The 21,544-nt window shown below is 68.7% G+C and carries 24 protein-coding genes; 11 read left to right on the top strand and 13 right to left on the bottom strand.

Annotated features, from left to right (window positions below):
* Window positions 1-46: 46 nt before the first annotated feature.
* Both AC07RM_RS12870 and AC07RM_RS12875 read left to right on the top strand, forming a co-directional pair.
* A complete protein-coding gene (locus AC07RM_RS12870) occupies window positions 47-880 on the top strand; it encodes an inositol monophosphatase family protein (protein WP_495334727.1) in 834 nt (277 codons plus the stop codon).
* A 182-nt stretch (window positions 881-1,062) separates the two neighbouring features.
* Window positions 1,063-1,392, top strand: a complete 330-nt coding sequence (locus AC07RM_RS12875) for a hypothetical protein (RefSeq protein ID WP_495334728.1) — start codon at window positions 1,063-1,065, stop codon at window positions 1,390-1,392.
* A 1-nt stretch (window position 1,393) separates the two neighbouring features.
* Here the strand turns inward: AC07RM_RS12875 and AC07RM_RS12880 are convergent, their stop codons facing one another.
* The 3 genes from AC07RM_RS12880 to AC07RM_RS12890 are packed head-to-tail and all read right to left on the bottom strand — an operon-like array spanning window position 1,394 to window position 2,763.
* On the bottom strand, window positions 1,394-1,792 hold the full coding sequence (locus AC07RM_RS12880) for a hypothetical protein (protein WP_495334729.1): 399 nt from the start codon (window positions 1,790-1,792) through the stop codon (window positions 1,394-1,396).
* Window positions 1,793-1,799: 7 nt separating this feature from the next.
* Complete coding sequence (locus AC07RM_RS12885) at window positions 1,800-2,018, bottom strand: hypothetical protein (RefSeq protein ID WP_093352900.1); 219 nt, start codon at window positions 2,016-2,018, stop codon at window positions 1,800-1,802.
* Window positions 2,011-2,763 (bottom strand): Crp/Fnr family transcriptional regulator, encoded by a 753-nt coding sequence (locus tag AC07RM_RS12890; protein WP_495334730.1) that lies wholly within the window; start codon window positions 2,761-2,763, stop codon window positions 2,011-2,013. The genes AC07RM_RS12885 and AC07RM_RS12890 overlap by 8 nt, the downstream gene beginning before the upstream one ends.
* Before the next feature lie 183 nt (window positions 2,764-2,946).
* Between AC07RM_RS12890 and AC07RM_RS12895 the strand changes: the two genes are divergently transcribed.
* Complete coding sequence (locus AC07RM_RS12895; protein ID WP_495334731.1) at window positions 2,947-5,370, top strand: catalase; 2,424 nt, start codon at window positions 2,947-2,949, stop codon at window positions 5,368-5,370.
* A 114-nt stretch (window positions 5,371-5,484) separates the two neighbouring features.
* On the opposite strand, the gene AC07RM_RS12900 is transcribed toward AC07RM_RS12895, so the two are convergent.
* The 4 genes from AC07RM_RS12900 to AC07RM_RS12915 all read right to left on the bottom strand — a co-directional run bounded on the left by AC07RM_RS12900 (window position 5,485) and on the right by AC07RM_RS12915 (window position 8,110).
* Window positions 5,485-5,643 carry a hypothetical protein gene (locus AC07RM_RS12900; RefSeq protein WP_177239534.1) on the bottom strand — a complete coding sequence of 53 codons (159 nt, stop codon included), beginning with the start codon at window positions 5,641-5,643 and terminating at the stop codon, window positions 5,485-5,487.
* Between the two features lie 220 nt (window positions 5,644-5,863).
* Window positions 5,864-6,502, bottom strand: coding sequence for an ABC transporter ATP-binding protein (locus tag AC07RM_RS12905; RefSeq protein WP_495334732.1), 639 nt, complete (start codon window positions 6,500-6,502; stop codon window positions 5,864-5,866).
* 64 nt (window positions 6,503-6,566) lie between these two features.
* Window positions 6,567-7,367, bottom strand: coding sequence for a transporter substrate-binding domain-containing protein (locus tag AC07RM_RS12910; RefSeq protein ID WP_093352892.1), 801 nt, complete (start codon window positions 7,365-7,367; stop codon window positions 6,567-6,569).
* Window positions 7,368-7,423: 56 nt separating this feature from the next.
* Window positions 7,424-8,110 (bottom strand): RraA family protein, encoded by a 687-nt coding sequence (locus AC07RM_RS12915; protein ID WP_495334733.1) that lies wholly within the window; start codon window positions 8,108-8,110, stop codon window positions 7,424-7,426.
* Window positions 8,111-8,208: 98 nt separating this feature from the next.
* Here AC07RM_RS12915 and AC07RM_RS12920 point away from each other — a divergent pair, with 98 nt between their 5' ends.
* On the top strand, window positions 8,209-8,934 hold the full coding sequence (locus tag AC07RM_RS12920) for a FadR/GntR family transcriptional regulator (RefSeq protein WP_203207964.1): 726 nt from the start codon (window positions 8,209-8,211) through the stop codon (window positions 8,932-8,934).
* Here AC07RM_RS12920 and AC07RM_RS12925 read toward each other — a convergent pair.
* Window positions 8,925-9,767, bottom strand: a complete 843-nt coding sequence (locus tag AC07RM_RS12925) for an oxidoreductase (protein WP_495334734.1) — start codon at window positions 9,765-9,767, stop codon at window positions 8,925-8,927. The genes AC07RM_RS12920 and AC07RM_RS12925 overlap by 10 nt on opposite strands.
* A gap of 136 nt (window positions 9,768-9,903) precedes the next feature.
* Between AC07RM_RS12925 and AC07RM_RS12930 the strand changes: the two genes are divergently transcribed.
* The 5 genes from AC07RM_RS12930 (at window position 9,904) to AC07RM_RS12950 (ending at window position 14,964) form a co-directional block, all read left to right on the top strand.
* A complete protein-coding gene (locus AC07RM_RS12930; protein WP_495334735.1) occupies window positions 9,904-10,869 on the top strand; it encodes an AraC family transcriptional regulator in 966 nt (321 codons plus the stop codon).
* Between the two features lie 5 nt (window positions 10,870-10,874).
* Window positions 10,875-11,786 (top strand): transcriptional regulator GcvA, encoded by a 912-nt coding sequence (gcvA, locus tag AC07RM_RS12935; RefSeq protein ID WP_495334736.1) that lies wholly within the window; start codon window positions 10,875-10,877, stop codon window positions 11,784-11,786.
* 137 nt (window positions 11,787-11,923) lie between these two features.
* A complete protein-coding gene (locus AC07RM_RS12940) occupies window positions 11,924-13,141 on the top strand; it encodes a CaiB/BaiF CoA transferase family protein (RefSeq protein ID WP_495334737.1) in 1,218 nt (405 codons plus the stop codon).
* On the top strand, window positions 13,138-13,938 hold the full coding sequence (locus AC07RM_RS12945; protein WP_495334738.1) for an enoyl-CoA hydratase-related protein: 801 nt from the start codon (window positions 13,138-13,140) through the stop codon (window positions 13,936-13,938). Before AC07RM_RS12940 ends, AC07RM_RS12945 begins: the two co-directional genes overlap by 4 nt.
* A gap of 33 nt (window positions 13,939-13,971) precedes the next feature.
* Entirely contained in the window at window positions 13,972-14,964 is a 993-nt protein-coding gene (locus tag AC07RM_RS12950; RefSeq protein WP_495334739.1) for a Bug family tripartite tricarboxylate transporter substrate binding protein, read from the top strand.
* Between the two features lie 13 nt (window positions 14,965-14,977).
* Here AC07RM_RS12950 and AC07RM_RS12955 read toward each other — a convergent pair whose 3' ends face one another.
* Window positions 14,978-15,316: a hypothetical protein gene (locus tag AC07RM_RS12955; protein ID WP_495334740.1), complete on the bottom strand. Its 339-nt coding sequence runs from the start codon at window positions 15,314-15,316 to the stop codon at window positions 14,978-14,980.
* A 176-nt stretch (window positions 15,317-15,492) separates the two neighbouring features.
* On the opposite strand from AC07RM_RS12955, the gene AC07RM_RS12960 reads away from it, so the two are divergent.
* Window positions 15,493-16,581: a YihY/virulence factor BrkB family protein gene (locus tag AC07RM_RS12960; RefSeq protein ID WP_495334741.1), complete on the top strand. Its 1,089-nt coding sequence runs from the start codon at window positions 15,493-15,495 to the stop codon at window positions 16,579-16,581.
* Here the strand turns inward: AC07RM_RS12960 and AC07RM_RS12965 are convergent.
* The 3 genes from AC07RM_RS12965 to map all read right to left on the bottom strand — a co-directional run bounded on the left by AC07RM_RS12965 (window position 16,553) and on the right by map (window position 19,536).
* Window positions 16,553-18,307 (bottom strand): RecQ family ATP-dependent DNA helicase, encoded by a 1,755-nt coding sequence (locus AC07RM_RS12965; protein ID WP_495334742.1) that lies wholly within the window; start codon window positions 18,305-18,307, stop codon window positions 16,553-16,555. The genes AC07RM_RS12960 and AC07RM_RS12965 overlap by 29 nt on opposite strands.
* A complete protein-coding gene (locus AC07RM_RS12970) occupies window positions 18,307-18,621 on the bottom strand; it encodes a hypothetical protein (RefSeq protein ID WP_495334743.1) in 315 nt (104 codons plus the stop codon). The genes AC07RM_RS12965 and AC07RM_RS12970 overlap by 1 nt, the downstream gene beginning before the upstream one ends.
* A gap of 123 nt (window positions 18,622-18,744) precedes the next feature.
* Complete coding sequence (map, locus tag AC07RM_RS12975) at window positions 18,745-19,536, bottom strand: type I methionyl aminopeptidase (RefSeq protein WP_495334744.1); 792 nt, start codon at window positions 19,534-19,536, stop codon at window positions 18,745-18,747.
* Between the two features lie 126 nt (window positions 19,537-19,662).
* On the opposite strand from map, the gene AC07RM_RS12980 reads away from it, so the two are divergent.
* Window positions 19,663-20,895 carry a DUF1444 domain-containing protein gene (locus AC07RM_RS12980; protein WP_495334745.1) on the top strand — a complete coding sequence of 411 codons (1,233 nt, stop codon included), beginning with the start codon at window positions 19,663-19,665 and terminating at the stop codon, window positions 20,893-20,895.
* 33 nt (window positions 20,896-20,928) lie between these two features.
* Here the strand turns inward: AC07RM_RS12980 and AC07RM_RS12985 are convergent, their stop codons facing one another.
* A complete protein-coding gene (locus AC07RM_RS12985) occupies window positions 20,929-21,429 on the bottom strand; it encodes an Lrp/AsnC family transcriptional regulator (protein ID WP_495334746.1) in 501 nt (166 codons plus the stop codon).
* Window positions 21,430-21,544: the final 115 nt, after the last annotated feature.

Genomic DNA, 21,544 nt, shown 5'->3' on the forward strand with positions numbered 1-21,544 from the left:
ATCGAGCCGACTTCCGCCGCTTCAGATTGCACCTTGGCCACGCCATATGCCGCTCTCTCCTTTCACTTCCGACGACCTCGCATTCCTGGGATCGCTGCTCGCGACCGCCGCGCGCGAGGAAATCATGCCGCGCTTCCAGACGCTCCACAGCGTCGACCGCCGGCGCAAGACCTCGTCCTTCGACATCGTGACCGATGCCGACGAGGCCTGCGAGGCCGCGGTGCTCGCTGCCTTGCGCGCGCGCCATCCCGAGGCCGTGCTGATCGGCGAGGAGGCCTGCACGCGCGACCCCGCGCTGCTCGATGCCATCGACGACGCGGAGCTCGCGTTCATCGTCGACCCGCTCGACGGCACCAAGAACTTCGCGAGTGGCCTGCCCCTGTTCGGCACGATGGCGTCGGTGACCGTGCGCGGCGAGGTGGTCGCGGCGGCGATCCATGACCCGGTGCGCGCCGACACGGCCTTCGCGATCCGTGGCGAGGGCGCGTGGATCGAATCGGCCTCGGGCACGAAGCACCTGCTGCAGGTGGCGCCCGCCGTGCCCATCGAGAAGATGGAAGCCATCGTCGGCACGAACTTCCTGCCCGAGCCGCTTCGCAGCGAAGTCAACGCGCGGCTGTCGCGCCTGGGCATGACCAACTGGTTCCGCTGCGCCGCGCACGAGTACCGGCTCGCGGCCGCGGGCGACATCGACGCCCTGTTCTACAACAAGCTCATGCCCTGGGACCATGCCGCGGGCTGGCTGCTGCATCGCGAAGCGGGCGGCTACGCGGCGCATCACGACGGCTCGGCGTACCGGCCCGCGCACCGGAACGGCGGGCTGATCTGCACCGCCGACCGCGCGAGCTTCGATGCGGTGCGCGCGGCCTTGCTGGGCTGATCAGCACGCCTGCCGGCTGGATGCGGTGGGCCACGCCTGGGTCGGCGCCACGGCATGCCTGTGCGCACCGATCGGCAGCAAGCACGCAACTTCCTTGCGGCACGAAGCGGGGAGCGCCTACGTCGCGTGGCCATGAAAGGCCGAAGTGTTGCGGCTCCATCCCAACGACCCGAGAGACACGCATGGCCGATGCCGCCCACGGCACAGAACACGACAGCCCACCGACACCCGGCGACGCGCCAGCGAGCCAGCTGCGGCGCATTTCCGTCCACGTGATCGAACCCGGCCCGGGCCGCTACTTCTGGGTGCTCCTCGAGCAAGGCGACGACCCCTTGACCTGGCGCGAACTGCTCGCGAGCCAGCGGCCTTGCAGGCATTGGAACCATGCGTTGACCGACGGCATGGCCGCGCTCATGGACCTGGCGGGCGATGTACGCGAAGGACCGCGGGAGATCGGTGCGGCCAGGCGCTCGTTCGCGCGCATGCAGGAAGCCTCGCTGCGCAACTGGTAGCTCAGCGCGGTATCGCGGCCGGCGCGGCCGGATCACTTCGCTCGCTCGGCGACGGTTCCCCGCCTCTTCCCGGTCCCTCGCTCGCGACCTTCGAAGCGCGCCTCGCACGCGGCGGCCGTGCCGGCATGTCGTCGAAATGCTCCGGCTGCTGCCGTCGAGCGCGCGCGATGGCCGAATGCCCTTCCGCGGTCACTTCCGACACGATCGCGCGCGGGATGTAGACATCGCCCGAACGCTCCCGCACCGGCGCGTCGAAGCTCGCCTTCACGAGGCTGGCGGCATGCAGGCCGAGCAGCCGCTCGATGTCGTCCCTCGACGTGCATTCGGCGGGCAGCTGCTGCTGCCCGAAGTATGAAAGCAGCTTCATGCTGGCCAGCACGCGCAGCTCGCGCTCGTTCAATGCCTTTCTACGCACGCGGCTGACCTTCGGCGCCGGGCTTCGCGGCGGCCATCTGCTCTCGCGCCTGCAGCGCGGCCGCGTGCAGACGCTCAGCCGTCAAGGCGGCGGCATCCGCCGTCATCGTCACGGCCACCCCATCGGGGCCATCCAGGATCACCACGCCATCCTCGGCGGTGGCGTGGCCGGCGTCCTCGCGCGGTCCGGGAATCGCGCGGCGATCAGTCATGGGGATTCCCGGTGTGGCCGACCGCGCGTGCCGCGGTCTGGGGGTTGAGGTACAGATACTGGGGATCGAACCGCGCCCTGTCGACCAGGCCCTTCAGATCCAGGATCTGCACGTTGGCCCCGCGGACATTGCACAGGCCGGATTCGCGCAGCTCGCGCAACACGCGATTCACATGGACATTCGTGAGGCTGCAGACCTCGCCGATATCGGCCTGCGTCATGGGCAGCGAGAAGGCGTGGCCTTCGGCCGCGCCGATCGCCAACAGGCGGGCATGGGTCTCGCACAGGAAGTGCGACACGCGCTGCAGCGCGTTGAGGCTCGACAGGCGATAGATCCACTGCCGGTGCATCGCCGCGTCCAGCAGCGTGAGAAACCACAGCCGCCGCGCGAGGCCGGGCTCCGATGCCTGGATGGCTTCCAGCGAAGCGTGGCGAAAGACAGCGACGGTGATGTCGGTCAACGCGGCGACATCGTGGTCGAGTTCCTTCAAGGCGTAGGCATGCAGGTCGACGAAGTCGCCGGGCACATGCAGCGCCACCGGGTGGCGCCGGCCATCCGGCGCATCGACATGGCGTGTCATGAGTCCCTTCACCAGCAGCGTGCTGATGTCGACCGGCACGCCCTGGCGAACGACCAGGCTGCCGGCCGTGTAGGTCTGCGTATGGGAGATCGCGCCTTCCAGCAGGCTGCGTTCGGCGTTGGAGATTTCCGCAGCACGGTTGCGAAATACGTTCTCGGTCAGCATGGAAGATTCCTTGTCATGGATGGTGCCCCGCATCGCGGCACGGCGCATTAACCTGGATCAAGTTTGAGCCTGTATCGGCTGTGCGGTGCAAACAGGCGTGGAAGGGGCCTTTGTCCTACGAATGAGCGCATCGCCCGTCCTCAGAGTTCGCGCTCCACCACGACCGAACCCAAGCGAGGACCCATGTCCAAGAAAAAAGCCACCCCTTCCGTTGCCAACCTCGATGCTGCGCGCGCGGCGGCACGCAACACGGACAGCGGTCCCGCTGCACCGGCGCCCGCGGCCGCGGGGAAGGACGACCTTCCCGCGCAGAAGATGATCGATGCACAGGCGCTTGCCGCCGCCCTGCCCGCCAATCCGAACAAGGCGCTCGAGCATGGCCTGAACAATGCGCAGTCCGCGCCCGTCGGCGCGACCGCCACACCGGCATCGCGCTTGCCCACAGGCAGCACGCTCTCGGAGGCCAATGCCTCGGCCAAGACAGGCAGTGCCGCGCTCGAGGGCGTGAACGCGACAGTCGACACGCTGGACCGCGTGCGGGTGGACTCCTCGGGCCAGGTTCTCACCACCAACCAGGGCGTGCCGATCGCCGACAACCAGAACTCCCTGAAGGCCGGTGCGCGCGGTCCCGCGCTGCTCGAGGACTTCATCCTGCGCGAGAAGCTCACGCACTTCGACCACGAGCGCATCCCCGAGCGCATCGTGCATGCGCGTGGCTCGGGCGCGCACGGCTTCTTCGAAGCCTACGAGCCGCTCACGAAGTACACCAAGGCCGCGCCTTTCAAGGAGGCCGGAAAGATCACGCCGGTGTTCGTGCGCTTCTCGACCGTGGCGGGCGAACGCGGCTCCAAGGACACGGCGCGCGACGTGCGCGGCTTCGCCGTCAAGTTCTATACCGACGAAGGCAACTGGGACCTGGTCGGCAACAACATGCCGGTGTTCTTCATCCAGGACGCGATCAAGTTCCCCGACCTCGTCCATGCCGTGAAGCCCGAGCCGCATCACCAGATGCCGCAGGCAGCGAGCGCGCACGACACCTTCTGGGACTTCGTCTCGCTGATGCCCGAGTCGACGCACATGCTGATGTGGCAGATGTCGGACCGCGCGATCCCGCGCAGCTACCGGATGATGCAGGGCTTCGGGGTCCATACCTTCCGGCTCGTCAACGACGCGGGCGAGTCCTTCCTCGTCAAGTTCCACTGGCAGCCCAAGCTCGGCACCCACTCGCTGGTGTGGGAGGAGGCGGTGAAGATCTCGGGCGCCGATCCGGACTTCCATCGCCGCGACCTGTGGGAGGCGATCGAGGCCGGCGAGTACCCGGAGTGGGAACTGGGCCTGCAGATCTTCACCGAGGAACAGGCCGAGCAGTTCAGCTTCGACATCCTCGATGCGACCAAGCTGATCCCCGAGGAACTGGTGCCGGTGCAGATCGTCGGGCGCATGGTGCTCAACCGCAACCCCGACAACTTCTTCGCCGAGACGGAGCAGGTGGCCTTCTGCACAGCGCACATCGTGCCCGGGCTGGACTTCACCAACGACCCCCTGCTGGCGGGCCGGATCCACTCCTACGTGGACACGCAGATCAGCCGCCTGGGCGGACCGAACTTCCACGAGCTGCCGATCAACGCGCCGATCGCGCAGGTGCACAACAACCAGCGCGACGGCATGCACCGGCAGGCCATCCACCGCGGCCGTGTCGCCTACGAGCCCAACTCGCTCGCAGGCGGCTGCCCGTTCCAGGCCGGCGCCGCGCAAGGTTTCACCAGCGTCGCCCGGCGCCTCGATGCGAAGGAGAGCGCGGACAAGGTGCGCATCAAGCCCGAGAAGTTCGCCGACCACTACACCCAGGCACGGTTGTTCTTCGAGAGCCAGTCGGACGTCGAGAAAGCCCACATCGGCAACGCGTTCCGCTTCGAGTTGTCGAAGGTGACGGTGCCCGCGATCCGCGAGCGCGTGGTCGCCAGCCTCGCGAATGCATCGCCCGAACTGGCGGCGCGGCTCGCGCAGGACCTGGGCATGGCATTGCCCGCGCCGCTGCCCAAGGCGCTAGAGAACCCACCCCAGCCCGAGGTCGAGGTCTCGCCGCCGCTGTCCCTGCTGGCCCGGCCGGGCGATGGCGGCATCCGCACGCGCAAGGTGGCGGTCCTGATCGCGCATGGCGTGGAAGGAACGTCGCTCGCGAAGCTGATCAGCGCACTGGTCGAGGCTGGTGCAGTGCCGCGCCTCGTTGCCGCAAGGCTCGGAACCTACAGCGGTGCCGCGGGCGAGCGCTTCGAAGCGGACGCCACGATGGAGAACTCGCCGGGCTTCCTGTTCGACGCGCTCGTCCTGCCCGATGGCGCCGCGGCCGTGGAAGCCCTGGACGCCGATGCCCACACGCTCGAGTTCCTGCGCGCGCAGTACTGGCACTGCAAGACGATCCTGGCCTTCGGCGCCTCGGAAGCCCTGCTGGCCGAGGCTCAGATCCCGCTGGCGCTACCCGACGGTTCGGCGGATGCGGGGCTGGTCCTCGCGGATGCCGCCGACGCGGATGCGGCGATCGCGGCCTTCATCGCCGCCATGCCGCTGCGCCATTTCGAGCGCGAGAACGATCCGCCGAAGAACTGATGCGTGCTCGTCGCGCCGAGATGGCGCGCGAGTTCCTGGTGACCTCTGCCGAGGCCTCCCGAGGCAGGACCATGATCGGATTCGACATTCCCGCGCGGCAAGGGCGCGTGCCATTCACACCGGCACGCGTGCTTCGTCCTTGTGCCTCACGCAGTACTCGAGCGCCGCCTCGAGCATGGGCCAGTTGGCGAACACGTAGACCCGTTCCACCCGGTCCCAGCGCCCACCGAATTCCTTGAGCGTCAACGCGAGCCCGGAGAGGCTGCCCAACACGGCGGGTTTGGATTTTCCATAGGGCTCGCAGTGTTCGGCCACTGTGCAGCCAAGCCGCGCCGCGAGGCCCTGTACGCGGTCCGTACCGCTCGGTGGAGAAAGAAGCATGCGCGGATTTTCGCAAAAGCCCGGGGCACGATGTTCTTTGCCGTATCCCCCAAAGGTGGGGTTGCCAATCGCGTGATCGGTGTTCGGGCTGCATCGACCACCGAGCGTCGCCTCACGATGAGGGCAGCTCGATCCAGCCCGACAGCGGCACGGCATCGATTCGCTCGGCGCTTGCGACCACGATCGCGCGGTCGTCCCGGCCAGCGCTCTCGGAGAGGGTGCGCCACAGGAAGCGGATCGAGTTGGCATCGAGCGCCGCGGTGGGTTCGTCAAGCAAGGTGAGTGCGCGTCCCGACGCGAGGGCAGCCGCCAGCCAGACCTTTCGCTTCGACCCGGTGGAGAGCATGTACATCGGCTTCTCGAGGTGCGGCGTCAGGGAGAAGCCTTCCACGAGGGCGCGCCACTTCGCTTCATCGAAGCCTGGATCGCCGGCACTCAGCGACGCGGTGCACTGCGTCGCCGAGATGTCATTGAAGGCGTCGGTCTCCGGGTCGACGAAGAACACGTTCCGACGATAGGTGTCGGGGTCGTGGTCCAGGCGCGCTCCCGCGAGGTCCAGCTGGCCTTCGCCGCGAAGCTTCCCCGCAAGCAGCCGGAGGACCGTCGACTTTCCGCTCCCGTCGCCACCGTAGAGCTGGGTCAGCCCGGCGCCGACGCTGGCGCTCCAGGCGGACAGGAGCGCGGGCCGACGGGGGTAGGCGAAGCTCAAGTTCTTGACGACGAGGATGGGCGCGGTCGACGCTGGGTTCATGCCTCGACCCTACCGCAAAACCGGCGCGCGCCGCGCCCGCCGGGTCGACGGCGGCCCGACGATCTCAGGACGCTGCAATCACCGGAAAGTCCGTCCCCAGCCACTTCTGATAGAGCTTGTTGAGCTCGCCATTCGCGCGGTTGCGCGCGACGAACTCGTCGAGCGTCTTCTTCAGCTCGGCCTGGCCGGGCCGCATGGCGATGGCCATGACCTGCTCGCGTACGGTGAACTTCTTCTCGTAGGTGTCGGGCGGCACGCGCTTGGCGATCTGCGCGGCGACGGTGGTGGAGCAGCCGATCGCATCGACCTGGCCCGAGATCAGCGCCTGCATGCCCGAGGCATCGTCGTCGAAGCGGCGGATCTCGGTGCCCTCGGGCGCCATGGCGGTCAGCGCCACGTCCTGCACGCTCGCGCGCGCCACGCCGATGCGCCGCCCCTTGAGGTCGGCCGCGCTCTTGATGTCGACCTTCTTCGCGCCGTACAGGATCACGGTGGCGGTCGCATAGGGCGCCGAGAAGTCGACCTGCTTGGCGCGCTCGGGCGTGATCGCGAGCGAAGCCACGAGCAGGTCGACCTTGTTGGTCAGCAGGAACGGGATGCGATTGGGGCCGGTGACGGGCACGAGGTTGAGCTTGACGCCGAGGTCCTTGGCCAGCAGCCGCGCGACGTCGGCGTCGTAGCCGTCGGGCTGGTTCTGCGCATTGGTGGTGCCGTAGGGCGGAAAGTCCACGAGCAGCCCGATCGTGAGCTGGCCCTTCTTCTGAATTTCCGCGGCGCTTTGCGCCACGGCGGCGCCGGACAGGCCGGCCATGGCGGCGCCGGCCGCGACCGCCAGCAGCTGCCGGCGCGACATCGAATCGAACATGTGAGTCTCCTTGTGAATGGGTCGGCAGGGCACGATGAGAGGACGAGGCGGTCTCGTCACATCACGCCGAAGGTCTCGAAGGCCTCGACCGTGCTCATCCCGTTGCGGATGGCGGTGCGCACCGCGTTCTCGGTGCTGGCCTTCTCGAGCGCGCGGCGGAAGGCCTCGACCTCGGCCTCCTTCGGCACGATCAGCACGCCGTCCTGGTCGCCGAAGACGATGTCGCCCGGACGAACGCGCACGCCCTGGATCTCCACCGGCACGCGGTAGTCGACGACCTTGCCGCGCGGGCCCTGGTCCTGCGAATAACCGCCGAGCGAGAAGACCGGCAGGCCGAGCTCCAGCACCTCGTTGGTGTCGCGCGAGTAGCCGTCGAGCACCGCGCCCGCGGCCTTCAAATGCTGGGCGCGCGTCGTCATGAGCCCGCCCCAGAGCGCGAACTGCGGCGCGCAGCCGGTCGCGACATAGACCTCGTGGGGCTTCAGGTCGTCGAGCGCCTGGAACAGCAGCCCGAAAGGCTGCCGGCTCAGCGGCGTCTTGCCCTCGGGCTCGGTGCGCGCGAAGCAGTTGGTCTCGAGCACCGGCATCGCGCGGCCCGCGATCACCATCGAGCGCTCCACCGGCCGGATGGCGGGCGGCAGGAACTGCCGCAGCAGCCCCATGGTGTCGAGGATGTCGCCCACCACGGCGGGAAACAGCTTGGTCTTCATGAGCTGGAACAGCTCGTCATCGTTTTTCCACATGCTTGTCTCGTTCGTTCGGTCAGTCAGTCGATCAATGCCCTGATTGAACGAGGCGCCCGCCTGGGTCGCAAGCTCTCACCCTATATGATAGGTAGCCGATGACCGCCCACCCCTTCGTCCTGGACAAGCTCGAGCGCGTGCCGCTCTCGGAGCAGGCCGTGCAGAGCCTGCTGGGCTACATCGAGCGCTCGCGGCTGGCGCCCGGCGCCGCGCTGCCCGGCGAAGGCCGGCTGGCCGAGATCCTCGGCGTGAGCCGGCCCGTGGTGCGCGAGGCGCTGCGCACGCTCAAGGGCATGGGGGTGGTCGACATCGCCAACGGCAAGAGCCCGATCATCCGGCGCGACCTCGACGCCACCGCGATGTCGATCTACTTCGCGCGCGCGCTGCAGGTGCTCGACAACTCCACCGAGGACCTGATGGCCGTGCGCGCGGCGCTGGAAGGCCAGTCCGCGGCGCTCGCGGCCGCGCGCCGGCAGCCGGCCCAGATCGAGCGCATGACGGCGCTGGTGACCCGCATGCAGGGCTGCCTGCGCGACCCGGCCACCTATGCGGCGCTCGACACCGAGCTGCATGTCGAGATCGCGCGCGCCAGCGGCAACCCCTTGCTGTGGCAGATGATCGGCTCGATCCGCGCGTCGCTGGAATCGCTGTCGCGCCAGGGCATGGAGCGGCGCAAGACCCGCAAGAGCCTGCAGCAGGTGCAGGATGGCCACGCCGAACTCGTGGCCCGCATCTGCGAGGGCGACGTGGCCGGCGCCGCGGCCGCCATGCAGGCCCACATGGCCGCGGCGCTGCATGCGCTGCTGCGCGAACCTCAGGCGTGATCGGTCGAGCGCGTCACCGCTTCCCAGGCATCGATCTCCCCGGACATCGCCGCGAGCTTGGCGCGCACGAGCCCCAGTGCGTCGGTGCCCAGCAGCAGATGCGCCGGCGGATTCGGCGCCTCGACCAGCGCGAGCAACGCCTGCGCCGCCTTCGCGGGGTCGCCGGTTTGCGCCCCGCTCTTGGCCTGCCTGGCCTCGCGGATGGGGTCGAAGAGCGCGTCGTAGTCCGCGATGCTGCGCTGCGATCGCACCATCGAGCGCCCGGCCCAGTCGGTGCGGAAGGAGCCCGGCGCGACGGCGGTGACATGGATGCCGAAGCCCGCGACCTCCTTGCCGAGCACCTCGGAGATGCCCTCGAGCGCGAACTTGCTGCCGCAGTAGTAGGCGATGCCGGGCATGGTGATGAAGCCGCCCATCGAGGTGATGTTGACGATGTGGCCGCGGCGGCGCGTGCGCATCGAGGGCAGCACGGCCTTGATCATCGCGACCGCGCCGAAGACGTTCACGTCGAACTGGCGCTGCATCTCGGCCAGGCTGGACTCCTCGAGCGTTCCCTCGTGCCCGTAGCCCGCGTTGTTGACCAGCACGTCGATGGGCCCGTGCTCGGCGAGCAGCTGGGGAACGGAGCGCTCGATCGCGTCGAAATCGGTGACGTCGAGCACCACCGCATGCGCTCGCCCGGGCACGCTGCGCTCGAAGGCTTCCTTGTTGCTTTCATTCCTCACGGTACCGAGCACCGTGTGCCCCTGCGCGAGGGCGGCCGCCGCGAAGGCTTTTCCGAATCCCGAGTTGACGCCCGTGATGAGGAAGGTTTTGGATGTGGTCTGGGTCATGGTCGGCTCCTTGAAGATCAGGCACCGATCGTAGAAATCGCAGCACGGTCGCGATATGCCGAGTCGCACACATGGCTTGCCTAAAACTACGAAGCCGTGGACCCGGCGGCCCGGCTGTGGCAGATTCGCGGCTCCCATGAACGACGCTCGTCCACGCAACGCACCGCCCAAGGTCTCCCCTGTGCAGCGGCAGATGGTCGATCTGGTGCAGCCCCTGGCGCCGATCGAAGGCTACAACCTGACCGTGCTGCCCGATGTCCGGATCCTCCGGTCCGACCGGCCGCTGGCCCGCGCGCCGGTGCTCTACGAGCCCGGCATCGTCATCGTGCTGCAGGGCCGCAAGCGCGGCTTCCTCGGCGACGAGGTCTATCTCTACGACGCGCAGCACTACCTGGCCGTGTCGGTGCCCGTTCCCTTCTCGATGGACACGGACGCATCGGCGCAGGAGCCGCTGCTGGCGATCTACTTCCGCCTCGACTTCCAGGTCGCCGCGGAACTGATGATGAAGCTCGACGAGCACGGGTTGGCCGAAGGCGCGGCGCCCAAGGGCCTGATGTCGACCCCGATGGACGAACGCCTGGCCCGTGCCGTGCTGCGCTTCCTCGAGGCGATGAACTCGCCGCTCGAGGCGCCGATCCTCGGCCCCGACCTGGTTCGCGAGATCTACTTCCGCGTTCTCACCGGCGAGCAGGGCAGCGCCATCCGGGCCTCGCTCACGCGCCAGGGCCACTTCGGCAAGATCGCGAAGGCCATCCGCACCATCCATGCGCGCTTCGACCAGAAGCTCGACATCGACGGTCTCGCCGACGAAGCAGGCATGAGCCCCACCTCGTTCCATGCGCACTTCAAGGCCGTCACGTCGACCTCGCCGATCCAGTACCTGAAGACCACGCGCCTGCACCAGGCCCGGCTGATCATGGCCCGGCACCAGGTCACGGCCGCGCATGCCAGCGCGCAGGTGGGCTACGAAAGCCCCTCGCAGTTCAGCCGCGAGTTCAAGCGCATGTTCGGCCGGGGCCCGGCCGAGGAGGCCGCGCGCATGCGCGAGGCGTTCGCGCGGCCCGATCCCTCGCCGCATGCGCTGTACGTGGCCGCGCACTGAAGACCATGACGCCGCTTCCACCGCTCAACCCGCTGAAGATGTTCGAGGCCGCGGGGCGCCTCCTGAGCATCTCGAAGGCGGCCGAGGAACTGTTCGTGACACCGGCGGCCGTCAGCAGGCAGATCCGCGTGCTCGAGGAGTTCCTGAACTTCCAGCTGTTCCGGCGCGAGCATGGCGGCCTGTCGCTCACGCCCGCGGGCGCGAAATACCTGTCGGAGATCACGCCCCTCTTCATGGCCTTGCGGGAGACCACCAACGCCGCGATGGGTGGCGGCTACCGCCGACGCGTGCTGCGGATCCGCTCGCCGGCCACCTTCGCGGTGCGCTGGCTGATTCCGCGGCTCGCGGGCTTCCATCAGCTGCATCCGGGCATCGACGTCCAGCTGACCGCATCGGCGGCGCCGCTGGACTTCAGCCGGGAGGACATCGACGCCGGCATCGAACTCGGCGACGGCCACTGGCCGCGGCTGATCGTGCAGAAGCTGGTGCCGAACGAACTCGTGCCGGTGATGGCGCCGCGCGCGGGCGCCGCCGTGCCGCGAGAGCCGCGCGAGCTGGTCTCCGAGACGCTGCTGCATTCGCTCGCGCGCATCGACGACTGGGCGCTGTGGCTGCGCGCGGCCGGCGCGCCCGGCGTCAACGCCTACCAGGGCATGAAGTACGAGACCTCGCTGCTGTCCTACCAGGCGGCGGTCGAGGGACATGGCGTGGCCATGGCGCAGAAGGCGCTGGTCGAGAAGGACCTCGCCGAGGGACGGCTGGTGATGCCGTTCGGGCTCGCGCTCGATCGCGGCGACCACACCTACTACTTCGCCTCGCCCCGCGAGCGCGACGAGTCGGTCGAGCTGGCCGCATTCCGGCGCTGGCTGGCGGACGCGGTCGCCGCGTCGAGCACCGCGGTGCCCTCGGCGCTTTAACAAAAAGTCAAAGCCTCGGCAGCAAATGTCGTTTGCCCGCAGGGCAGCCGATTTCTATTCTCGAGCCTCGTTGAAACCACCCCTTTGACGGTGGGCGCCGGCATACCGCCGGCTTCGAGAACAAGAGGCAAGAACAGATGTTGGGAACCAGTTTGGCCGGGCTGCGCGTGCTCGATTTCTCGCACGTCGTCGCGGGTCCGTTGTGCGGCATGCTGCTCGGCGATCTCGGCGCCGAGGTCGTCAAGATCGAGTCGCCCGAGGGCGAGATGGGACGGCGCATCGGCCCGCCCTGGATCCACGGCGAGAGCGTGATCTCGCTCAGCGTGAACCGCAACAAGCAGGGCCTCGCGGTCGACCTCAAGACACCGCAAGGCCGCGACCTCGTGCGGCGCATGATGGCTTGCGCGGACGTGGTCATCGAGAGCTTCCGGCCCGGCGTGATGAAGCGCTTCGGCCTCGACTTCGACAGCGTGCGCGAGGCCAATCCCTCGCTGGTCTATTGCTCGATCTCGGCCTACGGCCAGCACGGTCCTTCGAGTGGCAAGGCCGGCGTCGACGGAATCATCCAGGCGGTCGCGGGCCTGATGAGCACCCTCGGCACGGCGGGGTCGCCGCCTTCGAAAGTCCCGAGCCCCATCGCCGACATGGCGACCGGCTACCTCGCGACCATCGCGATCCTCGGCGCGCTCGTTCCGGTGCGGCAGGGACGCGAGGGCCAGCACATCGACGTCAGCCTCTACAACGCCACGCTGATGCTCCAGCAGGTGGGACTCGCGTCCTTCCTGGCCAGCGGCATCGAGCCCGGCCAGAGCGGAAGCGCCGCACCGTATGCGGCACCGAACGAAGCCTTTCCGACCGCCGATGGCTGGATCATGGTGGCGGCCTACCAGCCCGAGCGCTGGAGCGCCCTTTGCCATGCCATCGGCCAGCCCGCGCTCGAGAAGGACCCGCTGTTCGCGGACAACGTGTCGCGGGTCGGGCATCGCGACGCGCTGTTCCAGCAACTGGCCGCGGCGTTCCAGCAACGGCCGACCGAGGCCTGGCTCTCGACGCTCGAAGCGGTGGACATCCTCTGCGCGCCGATCGCCGGCTATGCGGAAGTCACGTCCTCGCTCCAGTACCGCGGCAGCGGCGTCGAAACCGTGATCGAGCATCCGATCGCCGGACCGGTGCGCATGCCCGGATTCGCGATCGGAAACGCAGGCGGTGAGGGCGCACGCGCCACACCGCCGCCGCTCGTGGGGCAGCACTCGGCGGCCGTTCTCACGGCCTACGGCATCCCCCAGCAAGAAATCGACGCGCTGCTTCGCTGCGGCGCCATCACCACCCCTCCCTCCCGAAGCCTCACCGCATGACCTCCTCCCCTTCCGACCTCGTCGCATCGCGCATCGACGGCCCCGTTCTCACGATCACCATGCAGTCCGCCGCCACCGGCAACGCGCTGAACTTCGCGATGACCTCGGCGCTCGCCGATGCGCTCGAGCGCGTCAATGCGCACGAGGAGGTCCGCTGCGTGGTCCTGTGCGCCAGCGGCAAGAACTTCTGCACCGGCGGCAACGTCAACGACATGCGCGACGGCACCGACCTGATGGCGGGCAGCACGACGCAGGTGCGCGAACGGCTGCTCAAGCGACTGCATCGCATCACGCATGCGGTCCACGGCATCGAGGTGCCGGTCATCGCCGCGGTCAACGGCCTCGCGATCGGCGCGGGCTTCGACCTGGCGCTCATGTGCGATGTGCGGCTGTGCAGCGAGGACGCCCGCTTCTCCGAGAGCTTCCTGCGCCTTGGGCTCGTTTCGGGCATCGGCGGCGCCTGGTTCCTGACGCGCCTCGTCGGCTTGTCGAAGGCCATGGAGCTCACGCTGACGAGCGAGTTCATCGACGCGCAAACGGCCCTGCGCCTGGGCGTCGTTTCCCAGGTGTTCGGCGCGGGCCAGCTCCAGGAGGGAGCACGCAAGCTCGCCGAGCGGATCGCGACCAACCCGCCGCATGGCATGCGCATGGCCAAGCGACTCGTTCGCGATGCCAGCCAATCGACGCTGTCCGGCGCGCTCGAGCAGGCGGCCTCGATGCAGGCCATCCTGCTGTGCGGCGACGAGCACAAGAACGCGGTGCGCGGCTTTCTCGCGAACGAGCGCGGCGCCCGCTAGCCATCGAGAACGAGCAAGACAGGAGACAAGCAGATGAACAACACCGCCAGCCAGCTTTTCCGCCTCGTCCGTTCGGCCTGCGTCCTCGCGGCCGCGACGATGGCGATGCCCACCGTGTGGGCGCAAGCCGCCCCCTATCCGAGCAAGCCGATCGTCCTCGTCGTTCCCTTCGGCGCGGGCAGCGCCACCGACCAGCTCGCGCGGGCGGTCGGCGCCACCGTCGCGGAACGCCTCAAGCAGCCGATCGTCGTCGAGAACAAGGGCGGCGCGAGCGGGCTCATCGCAAGCCAGGAGGTGGCCCGGGCCGCGGGCGACGGCTACACGGTGCTGATCACGACCAACACCACGCAGGTCGCCAACCCACACCTGTTCAAGAAGCTGCCCTACGACCCCGTGAAGGACTTCAAGCCGGTGACTGGCCTGGGCCGCGGCGGCATGGTGCTGGTGGTGCGCCCGGATTCGCGCCTGAAGACCCTCGCCGATGTCATCGCCGCCGCGCGCGCGGCACCGGGCAAGCTCTCGTTCGGCGCCGGCAACTCGTCGAGCCGCATCGCCGGCGAGATGTTCAAGCAGATGAGTGGCACGGACCTGCTCTACGTGCCCTATCGCAGCAATCCCAGCGCCATGACCGACCTCATCGGCGGGCAGCTCGACATGATGATCGTCGACACCGTGACCGGCATTCCGCAGATCGAGGGCGGACGCCTGCGCGCGATCGCCGTCTCGTCCGCCAAGAGGGTGCCAGCGCTTGCCGGCGTGCCGACCTTCGACGAATCGGGCATCAAGGGCTACGACCTCGGTTACTGGTTCGCCGCCTATGTGCCGGCCGCCACGCCCGCGCCCGTGGTGTCGAAGCTGCGCGAGGCGTTGACCGCGGCGGTCGGCGGGCCCAGGACCCAAGGCTTCCTGCAGGCAGCGGGTGCGTCCGCGTGGACCACGGAGCCCGAGGAACTCGCGAGGTTCCAGGCCAGCGAGTCGCGCCGGTGGAGCGAAGTCATCAAGGCCGCCGGCATCGAGCCTGAGTGACCTCCGCGCCCGCTTACTGAGGGCTGGTCGTCCGGCCCTGTCCCGTGGCTTGCGTGTTGGGGTTCTCGCCCGCCTTCGAACCCATCGACGAGCTCGTGCCGGGGCGCGTCTTCTGGTTCGACGCCTTGCCCTGCGGGTTCAGGTTGCCACCGGACATCGAATTGCCCTGGCTGGTCGCGGAAGGCTGGGTGGCGGCCGAGGTGCCGCCATTCTTCGGTTGCGTCGCGACGCTGTCCGAGCTGTTCAGGCCCGGCCCGCCGCCGCCTCCGCCGCTCCCACCGGATTGAGCCAGGGCGGGCACGACGGCCAGCGCGAAACTGCTCGCGCAAAGGATTCGGGTGATTCGGTTCATGAAGAAGTCTTTCCTGAAATGGTGAAGAGAAGACTTCAATGAATCGCCTTGCCGCATCCGCCCGGGTGGGGGATACGCGCCCTCCCCTGTCAGCCAACGCGCATCCCGCGCGACCCACGCCATGAACCGCCGGTTTCCTACGGCCGCCGAGCGAGGGCGCGGGCACGGTATCGGCCATGGCCTCTTCCTCGACCCGCACCGCCCGCTCGCCCGGTCTTCTCAGCCTGTGCAAGGACGCCGTGATGGCATGGATCGACGATTTCGCGCCGAGCATGGGCGCGGCGATCTCGTACTACACGATGTTCTCGCTGGCGCCATTGCTGGTGATCGTGATCGCGGTGGCCGGCGCGCTGTTCGGCGCCGAAGCCGTGCAGGGGCAGATCGCGGCGCAGCTCTCGGGCCTTATCGGCGCGGAAGGCGCGCTGGCTGTGCAGGGGCTGATCCGCAGCGCCAGCGAACCCTCGCGCGGGCTGGTGGCGGGCGCGATCAGCATCGTCGTGCTGGTGGTCGGCGCCACCACGGTCTTCGCCGAACTGCAGAGCGCGCTCGACCGCATCTGGCATGTGCCCGAGCGCGCGAAGCCGCAGGGCGTGTGGGGCATCCTGCGCGCGCGCGTGCTGTCGTTCGGACTGATCCTCGGCCTCGCGTTCCTGCTCATGGTCTCGCTCGTGGTGAGCGCGGCGCTGGCCGCCCTGGGAAGCTGGAGCGCCGCGCTGCTGCCGGGATGGGAGGCGCTGCTGCAGGGCCTCAACATCCTCGTCTCGCTCGCGATCCTCACCGTGCTGTTCGCGATGATCTTCAAGTTCATGCCGAGCGCGCCCATTGCCTGGCGCGACGTGTGGATCGGCGCCGGCGTGACGGCCGTGCTGTTCGAGATCGGCAAGGTGCTGATCGGCCTGTACCTGGGCAAGAGCGGCGTCAACGAATCCTTCGCGGCCGCGGGCTCGCTGGTGGTGCTGCTGGCCTGGGTCTACTACGCGGCGCAGATCTTCCTGCTGGGCGCGGAGTTCACCAAGGTCTATGCGAATGCACATGGCTCGGTGGCCGCGGGCAAGGCGCAAGCGGCCACGGAGGAAGCCGCGCGGCAGGCGGAGGCAGGCACGGACAGCCAGGGCGCGACCGGGAGCGTGCCGCCCGAGGATGTCCGTCGCGCGCCGCGCAGGCTGGCATCGCCACTGGCCATGTTCGCCGGCGGCGCGCTGTTCATGGCGCTGGCGATGCGCCGCACGCGGCGGATCAGGCCGGCGCGGGCACCGCGAAGCTAGCGGCGCCAGGCATCGCGAGTGCGGCGGGCGCCTTGCGCGACGCTCTCCGGCGGCTCACGTAGTCGGGATGGAAGCAGCGCCGGCTGCCATCCTCGAAAGCCACCGTGACCATCCCGTCGGTCGACGACACGACGACGCCAGCGCCGAAGCGCTTGACCTTCACGGGATCGCTCTCGGCGAAGGGCAAGCGCTCGCGCGTCGCGGTCTTCGCGACCTTCGCGGTCTGCTCGCTCACCACGATGGGCCGCGCCATCGCGGCCTCGTGCGCCGCGATGCGCCGGCAGTTGTCGCAGGTGCCGCAGCGCTTCGCGGTGGCCGAGGGATCGAGGTCGTCGAGCAGCAGCTGCCAGCGGCACTGGCCCGACTGCGCATAGGCCAGCATGCGTTCGAGGGTCTCGCGGTCCTGCTCGCGCCGCGCCTTGTAGCCGTCGAGCATGGCGCCGAAGTCGGCACGCTCGGCCATCGCCTGGCGCAGCGCGATGCGCCCGCGCCGGTCGATGGCCAGCAGCTTCTGCTGCCGCAGCAAGGCGATCGCGGCCTGCATGCGCGTGCGCGGACGCTCCAGCGCATCGAGCAGGTTCGCGGCGGTCCAGCCCTCGGACGCGGGCGGCTCCGCGAGCAGTTGCCGGTACACGGCGTCGAGGTCCTCGAGCTGCGGATAACGGCCCGCGAGAAAGAACTGCTGCACCGACCGGTCCTTGGCATGGAACAGCAGCACGCAGCGTGCGCGCTCGCCGTCGCGGCCCGCGCGGCCGGCCTCCTGGTAGTAGGCATGCAGGCTCGACGGCATCTGGCAGTGCACGACGAAGCGGATGTCGGGCTTGTCGATGCCCATGCCGAAGGCATTGGTCGCGACCATCACGCGCGCGCTGCCCGCCATGAACGCTTCCTGCGCCTCGCCGCGCTCGCGCGCGCCGAGCTTGCCGTGGTAGAGCGCGACCGATTGATCGGCGGCCTTCAATGCGTCGAAAGCCTCCTGCGCGGCCTTCACCGTGGCGGCGTAGACGATGCCGCTGCCGGCCTCCTCGCGCACCAGTTCGACGATGCGGCGCTGGCGATCCGGCTCCTGCGTCATCTGCTCGACCGCGAACTGCAGGTTGGCGCGGTAGGCGCCAGTATCGATCAGGCCGGCGCGCGGAATGCCCAGGTTCTTCATGACGTCCGCCGCCACCTCCTCGCCCGCGGTGGCCGTGAGCGCGAGCACCGGCGGGCCGCCCAGCGCGCGAACGGCCGGGCCGATCTCGAGGAAGGCGGGCCGGAAGTCGTGGCCCCACTGAGAAATGCAATGCGCCTCGTCGACCGCCACCAGCGCCACGGGATGCGCCGACAGGCGCTGCATGAACGCGGGGTCCGACAGACGCTCGGGCGTGACCAGCACGATGCACGCGCTGCCGTCGTCGATCGCCTGTTCGGCCCGCTCGAGTTCGTCGGCGCTCAGTGCGCTGTTGACCTGCACGGCGGCGATGCCCAGTTCCTGCAGCTTGTCGCACTGGTCCTTCATCAGCGCGATGAGCGGCGACACCACCAGTGTGCGGCCCTCGAGCAGCAGGGCCGGCAGCTGATAGCACAGCGACTTGCCGGCGCCCGTGGGCATCACGACCAGGGTCGAGCGGCCGGCCATCACACGCTCGATAACCTCGGCCTGGCCCGCGCGCAGGCGGGCATGGCCGAACACATGGCGCAGCGTGTGCTTCAGGCGCGCTGCCGCATCGGGAACGCCCGGCATCAGGCGGTCTCTTCGTCGTCGTCCTCGCCGTCGTCCTCGCCGTCGTTCTGGTCGGCAAGTTCTTCGGGATTCAGCGCTTCGGGATCGTCGACGGCGTCGGCGACTTCCGTCGCGGCGTCCGGAAAGACGCCCACGCGGTCGGGCAGGATGTCCGCGTTGGTCGCCGGCTCCTCGCCGCCGTCGATCACGGCGCGGTCGTCGCCCGCGGCATCGCTGCCGCTGTCGCTGGAATCGCTGGGGCCGAGGGCGTCGGCGTCGGTGCCCTTGGGGGCGGTCGGGGCGTGCTCGCCGCCGAGGATGCTGCTGGTTGCCATGTGCGTCGTTTCCTTGAGAGACAGACGCACAGACTGGGAGCCATAGCGCGCGGCGGAAGTAGGAGATTCGCGCATCCGGGCCGCCATCGATGTCTACGGTTGCGGGTCGCCTCGACAGGCGCCTCAGACCGGTGGGTAGCTCCCGGTCCCGTCGGGCCAGCGCGTGAGCACCTCATGGCCCTCGGGCGTCACGGCCACCATGTGTTCCCACTGAGCCGACAGCGACCGATCCTTCGTCACCACCGTCCACCCATCGGGCAGGTGCCGGATCTCGCGCCCGCCCGCGTTGAGCATCGGCTCGATGGTGAACACCATGCCCGGCACGAGCCGCAGGCCCTCGCCGCGGCGTCCGTAGTGCAGCACCTGCAGGTCCTCGTGGTAGACCTGCCCGATGCCGTGGCCGCAGAACTCGCGCACCACGCCGAAGTGCTCGCGCTGCGCCACCGACTGGATCGCATGGCCCACATCGCCCAGTGTCGCGCCGGGCCTGACGGCGAGGATGCCGGCGCGCATCGCTTCGTAGGTGGTTTCCACCAGCCGGCGCGCGAGCACGCTGGGCGCGCCGACGAAGTACATGCGGCTGGTGTCGCCGAACCATCCGTCCTTGATGACGGCCACGTCGATGTTGACGATGTCGCCCTTCTTCAGGATCTTGTCGGGCGAGGGAATGCCGTGGCAGACCACCTGGTTGACCGAGGTGAGGATGGTCTTCGGATACCCCTGGTAGCCCACGTTGGCCGGGACGAGGCCCTGCACGTTCACGATGTAGTCGTGGCAGATGCGGTCGAGCGTTTCGGTGCTCACGCCCGGCACCACGTGCGGCTCGATCATGGCGAGCACTTCGGCCGCGAGCCGGCCGGCCTGGCGCGCCTTCTCGATCTCTTCGGGGGACTTGATGTGGATGCCGGATGCCATGGGTACTCAGCCGCCGTATATACGAAACATATATGAATCATACATGTTTCGTTGCATCGACCCTCGCCCGGAAGGATGTGCCGGCGTGACATGGGCGCTGCCTATACTGGTTCGCAGGAGGGGAACATGCTGTCATTCATCCGCCGCCTTTTCGACCGGAAGCCCGGCACCGAACAGGTCGCCCGATTGCTCCTGCAGGAGCTGCAACGCCTTCTCCCCGAAGAGAAGCTGGTCCTCGATCCCGAGCAGTTCCTGATCCGCCGCGCCGACGGCGGCACGATCTACCTGCACAACCTCTACACCGACTACTGCCAGGCCCGGCCGGCGGAGCGCCGCGAGCAGATCGCGCGCTTCGCGCTGGGGGTCGCGGGCATCGGCAGCGACCGGCCCGCCGATTTCGACGAAGCGCGGCCGCGGCTGCTGCCGATCCTGCGGCGTCTCGCCGGCGTGGACCTCGCGCGGATCTCGCATGGCGACTTCTCGAAGAAGCTCGAGGACACCATGGTGTGGACCCCCTTCTCGCCGACGCTCGGCGCGGCCGTCGCCATCGACAGCGACCATGCGATCGCGCAGGTGAGCCCCGACGACCTCAAGCGCTGGGGCATCGGCTTCGAGCAGGCCTTCGAGATCGCGGTCGACAACCTGCGCCACAAGGCCGCCCCGGCCTTCGGCCAGCTCGCGCCCGGGCTCTACGTCTCGAACTACGGCGACTACTACGATGCCGGCCGCATCTTCCTGCACGAGCTGGCCTGGCAGCTGCCGCTCGACGGCGACCCGGTGGCGATGGCGCCGAACCGCACCTGCCTGCTGGTCTGCGGTGCCGGCGATGCGGACGCGCTCGAGAACATGATCGCCACCGCGCGCCGGGTGCTGCGCGAACAGTCGCGCCCGTTGAGCGCCGAGATGTTCAGGCTGCGCGACAAGGCGTGGTCGCTGTGGACCCCGCCGGGGCAGGCCGGCGTGCAGCTCACGGCGCTGCTGCGCGAGGAAAAAGCGGTCGACTACAACGACCAGCAGGAGGTGCTGGAGAAAGCCCACGTGGCGGCGGGCGTCGATGTCTTCGTCGCCAAGCACAGCCTGCTGCAGCGCGACTCCGATGGCGCCGTGATCAGCTATGCCGTGTTGCCCAAGGGCGTCGACACCTGGCTGCCCGAAGCCGACCTGGTCTTTCTCTGCGAGGTCGCGGGCGAAACGCCGACCATCGTCGCGTGGCCGCATTTCGCCGAGCATGCGGGCCACCTGATCGAGCGGCTGCCGCTGGCCGTGCCGCGCTGGAAGGTGCTCGGCTATCCCGAGGGCGACTGCCTGCGGCGGCTGCAGGAGCTGGCGACGACGGTGGAGGCCGTGCGGCTCCAGTAGGCGGGCCGACATCGGCGACGGACGCCATCGCGTTCAATCCGCCGCGTCCGGACTGGGCCCGCGTTCGACCAGCGTGCGCAGCGCCATCTGCGTGCGCGTTCCTTCCACGCCCTCGACCTCGTGGATGCGCGCCAGCAGCACTTCCAGGGCCTGCGCATCGCGCGTGCGCACCTTCAACAGGAGGCCGCTGTCGCCGGTGACGATGTGGATCTCCTCGATATCGGGAAGCGATTCCAGCGCCGCGATCTGGCGGGCACGCTTCACGGTGCTGGTGATCACCTGCACGAAGCACAAGAGTGGCCGCCCCAGCTTCGCGCCATCCAGCCGCGCCACGGTCGCGAGGATCACCCCGTCGCGTTTGAGCCGCTTCACCCGCTCGTGCACCGCGGGCGCCGACAGATGAAGCAATTCGCCCAGCGCGGCATAGCTGAGCGTGCTGTCGTTCGCGAGAAGCCCTAACAGTCTTCGGTCGACAGCATCCAGGCGGGCGGGTGCCTTGCTCTCCGGTTGAAGCTGGTTCGTATTTTTGGCCATGGTCCTGAAAGCGCTAGGGCGGCTGAATGATGTTCGGGAGAATAAGCCAAAGACAGAACATCATTCGGTGAACAACATGCCTGCACTTTCGGACCTCGCCCTTCCTCCCTCAGCA

Source organism: Variovorax sp. GW821-FHT09B05 (assembly GCF_059418265.1).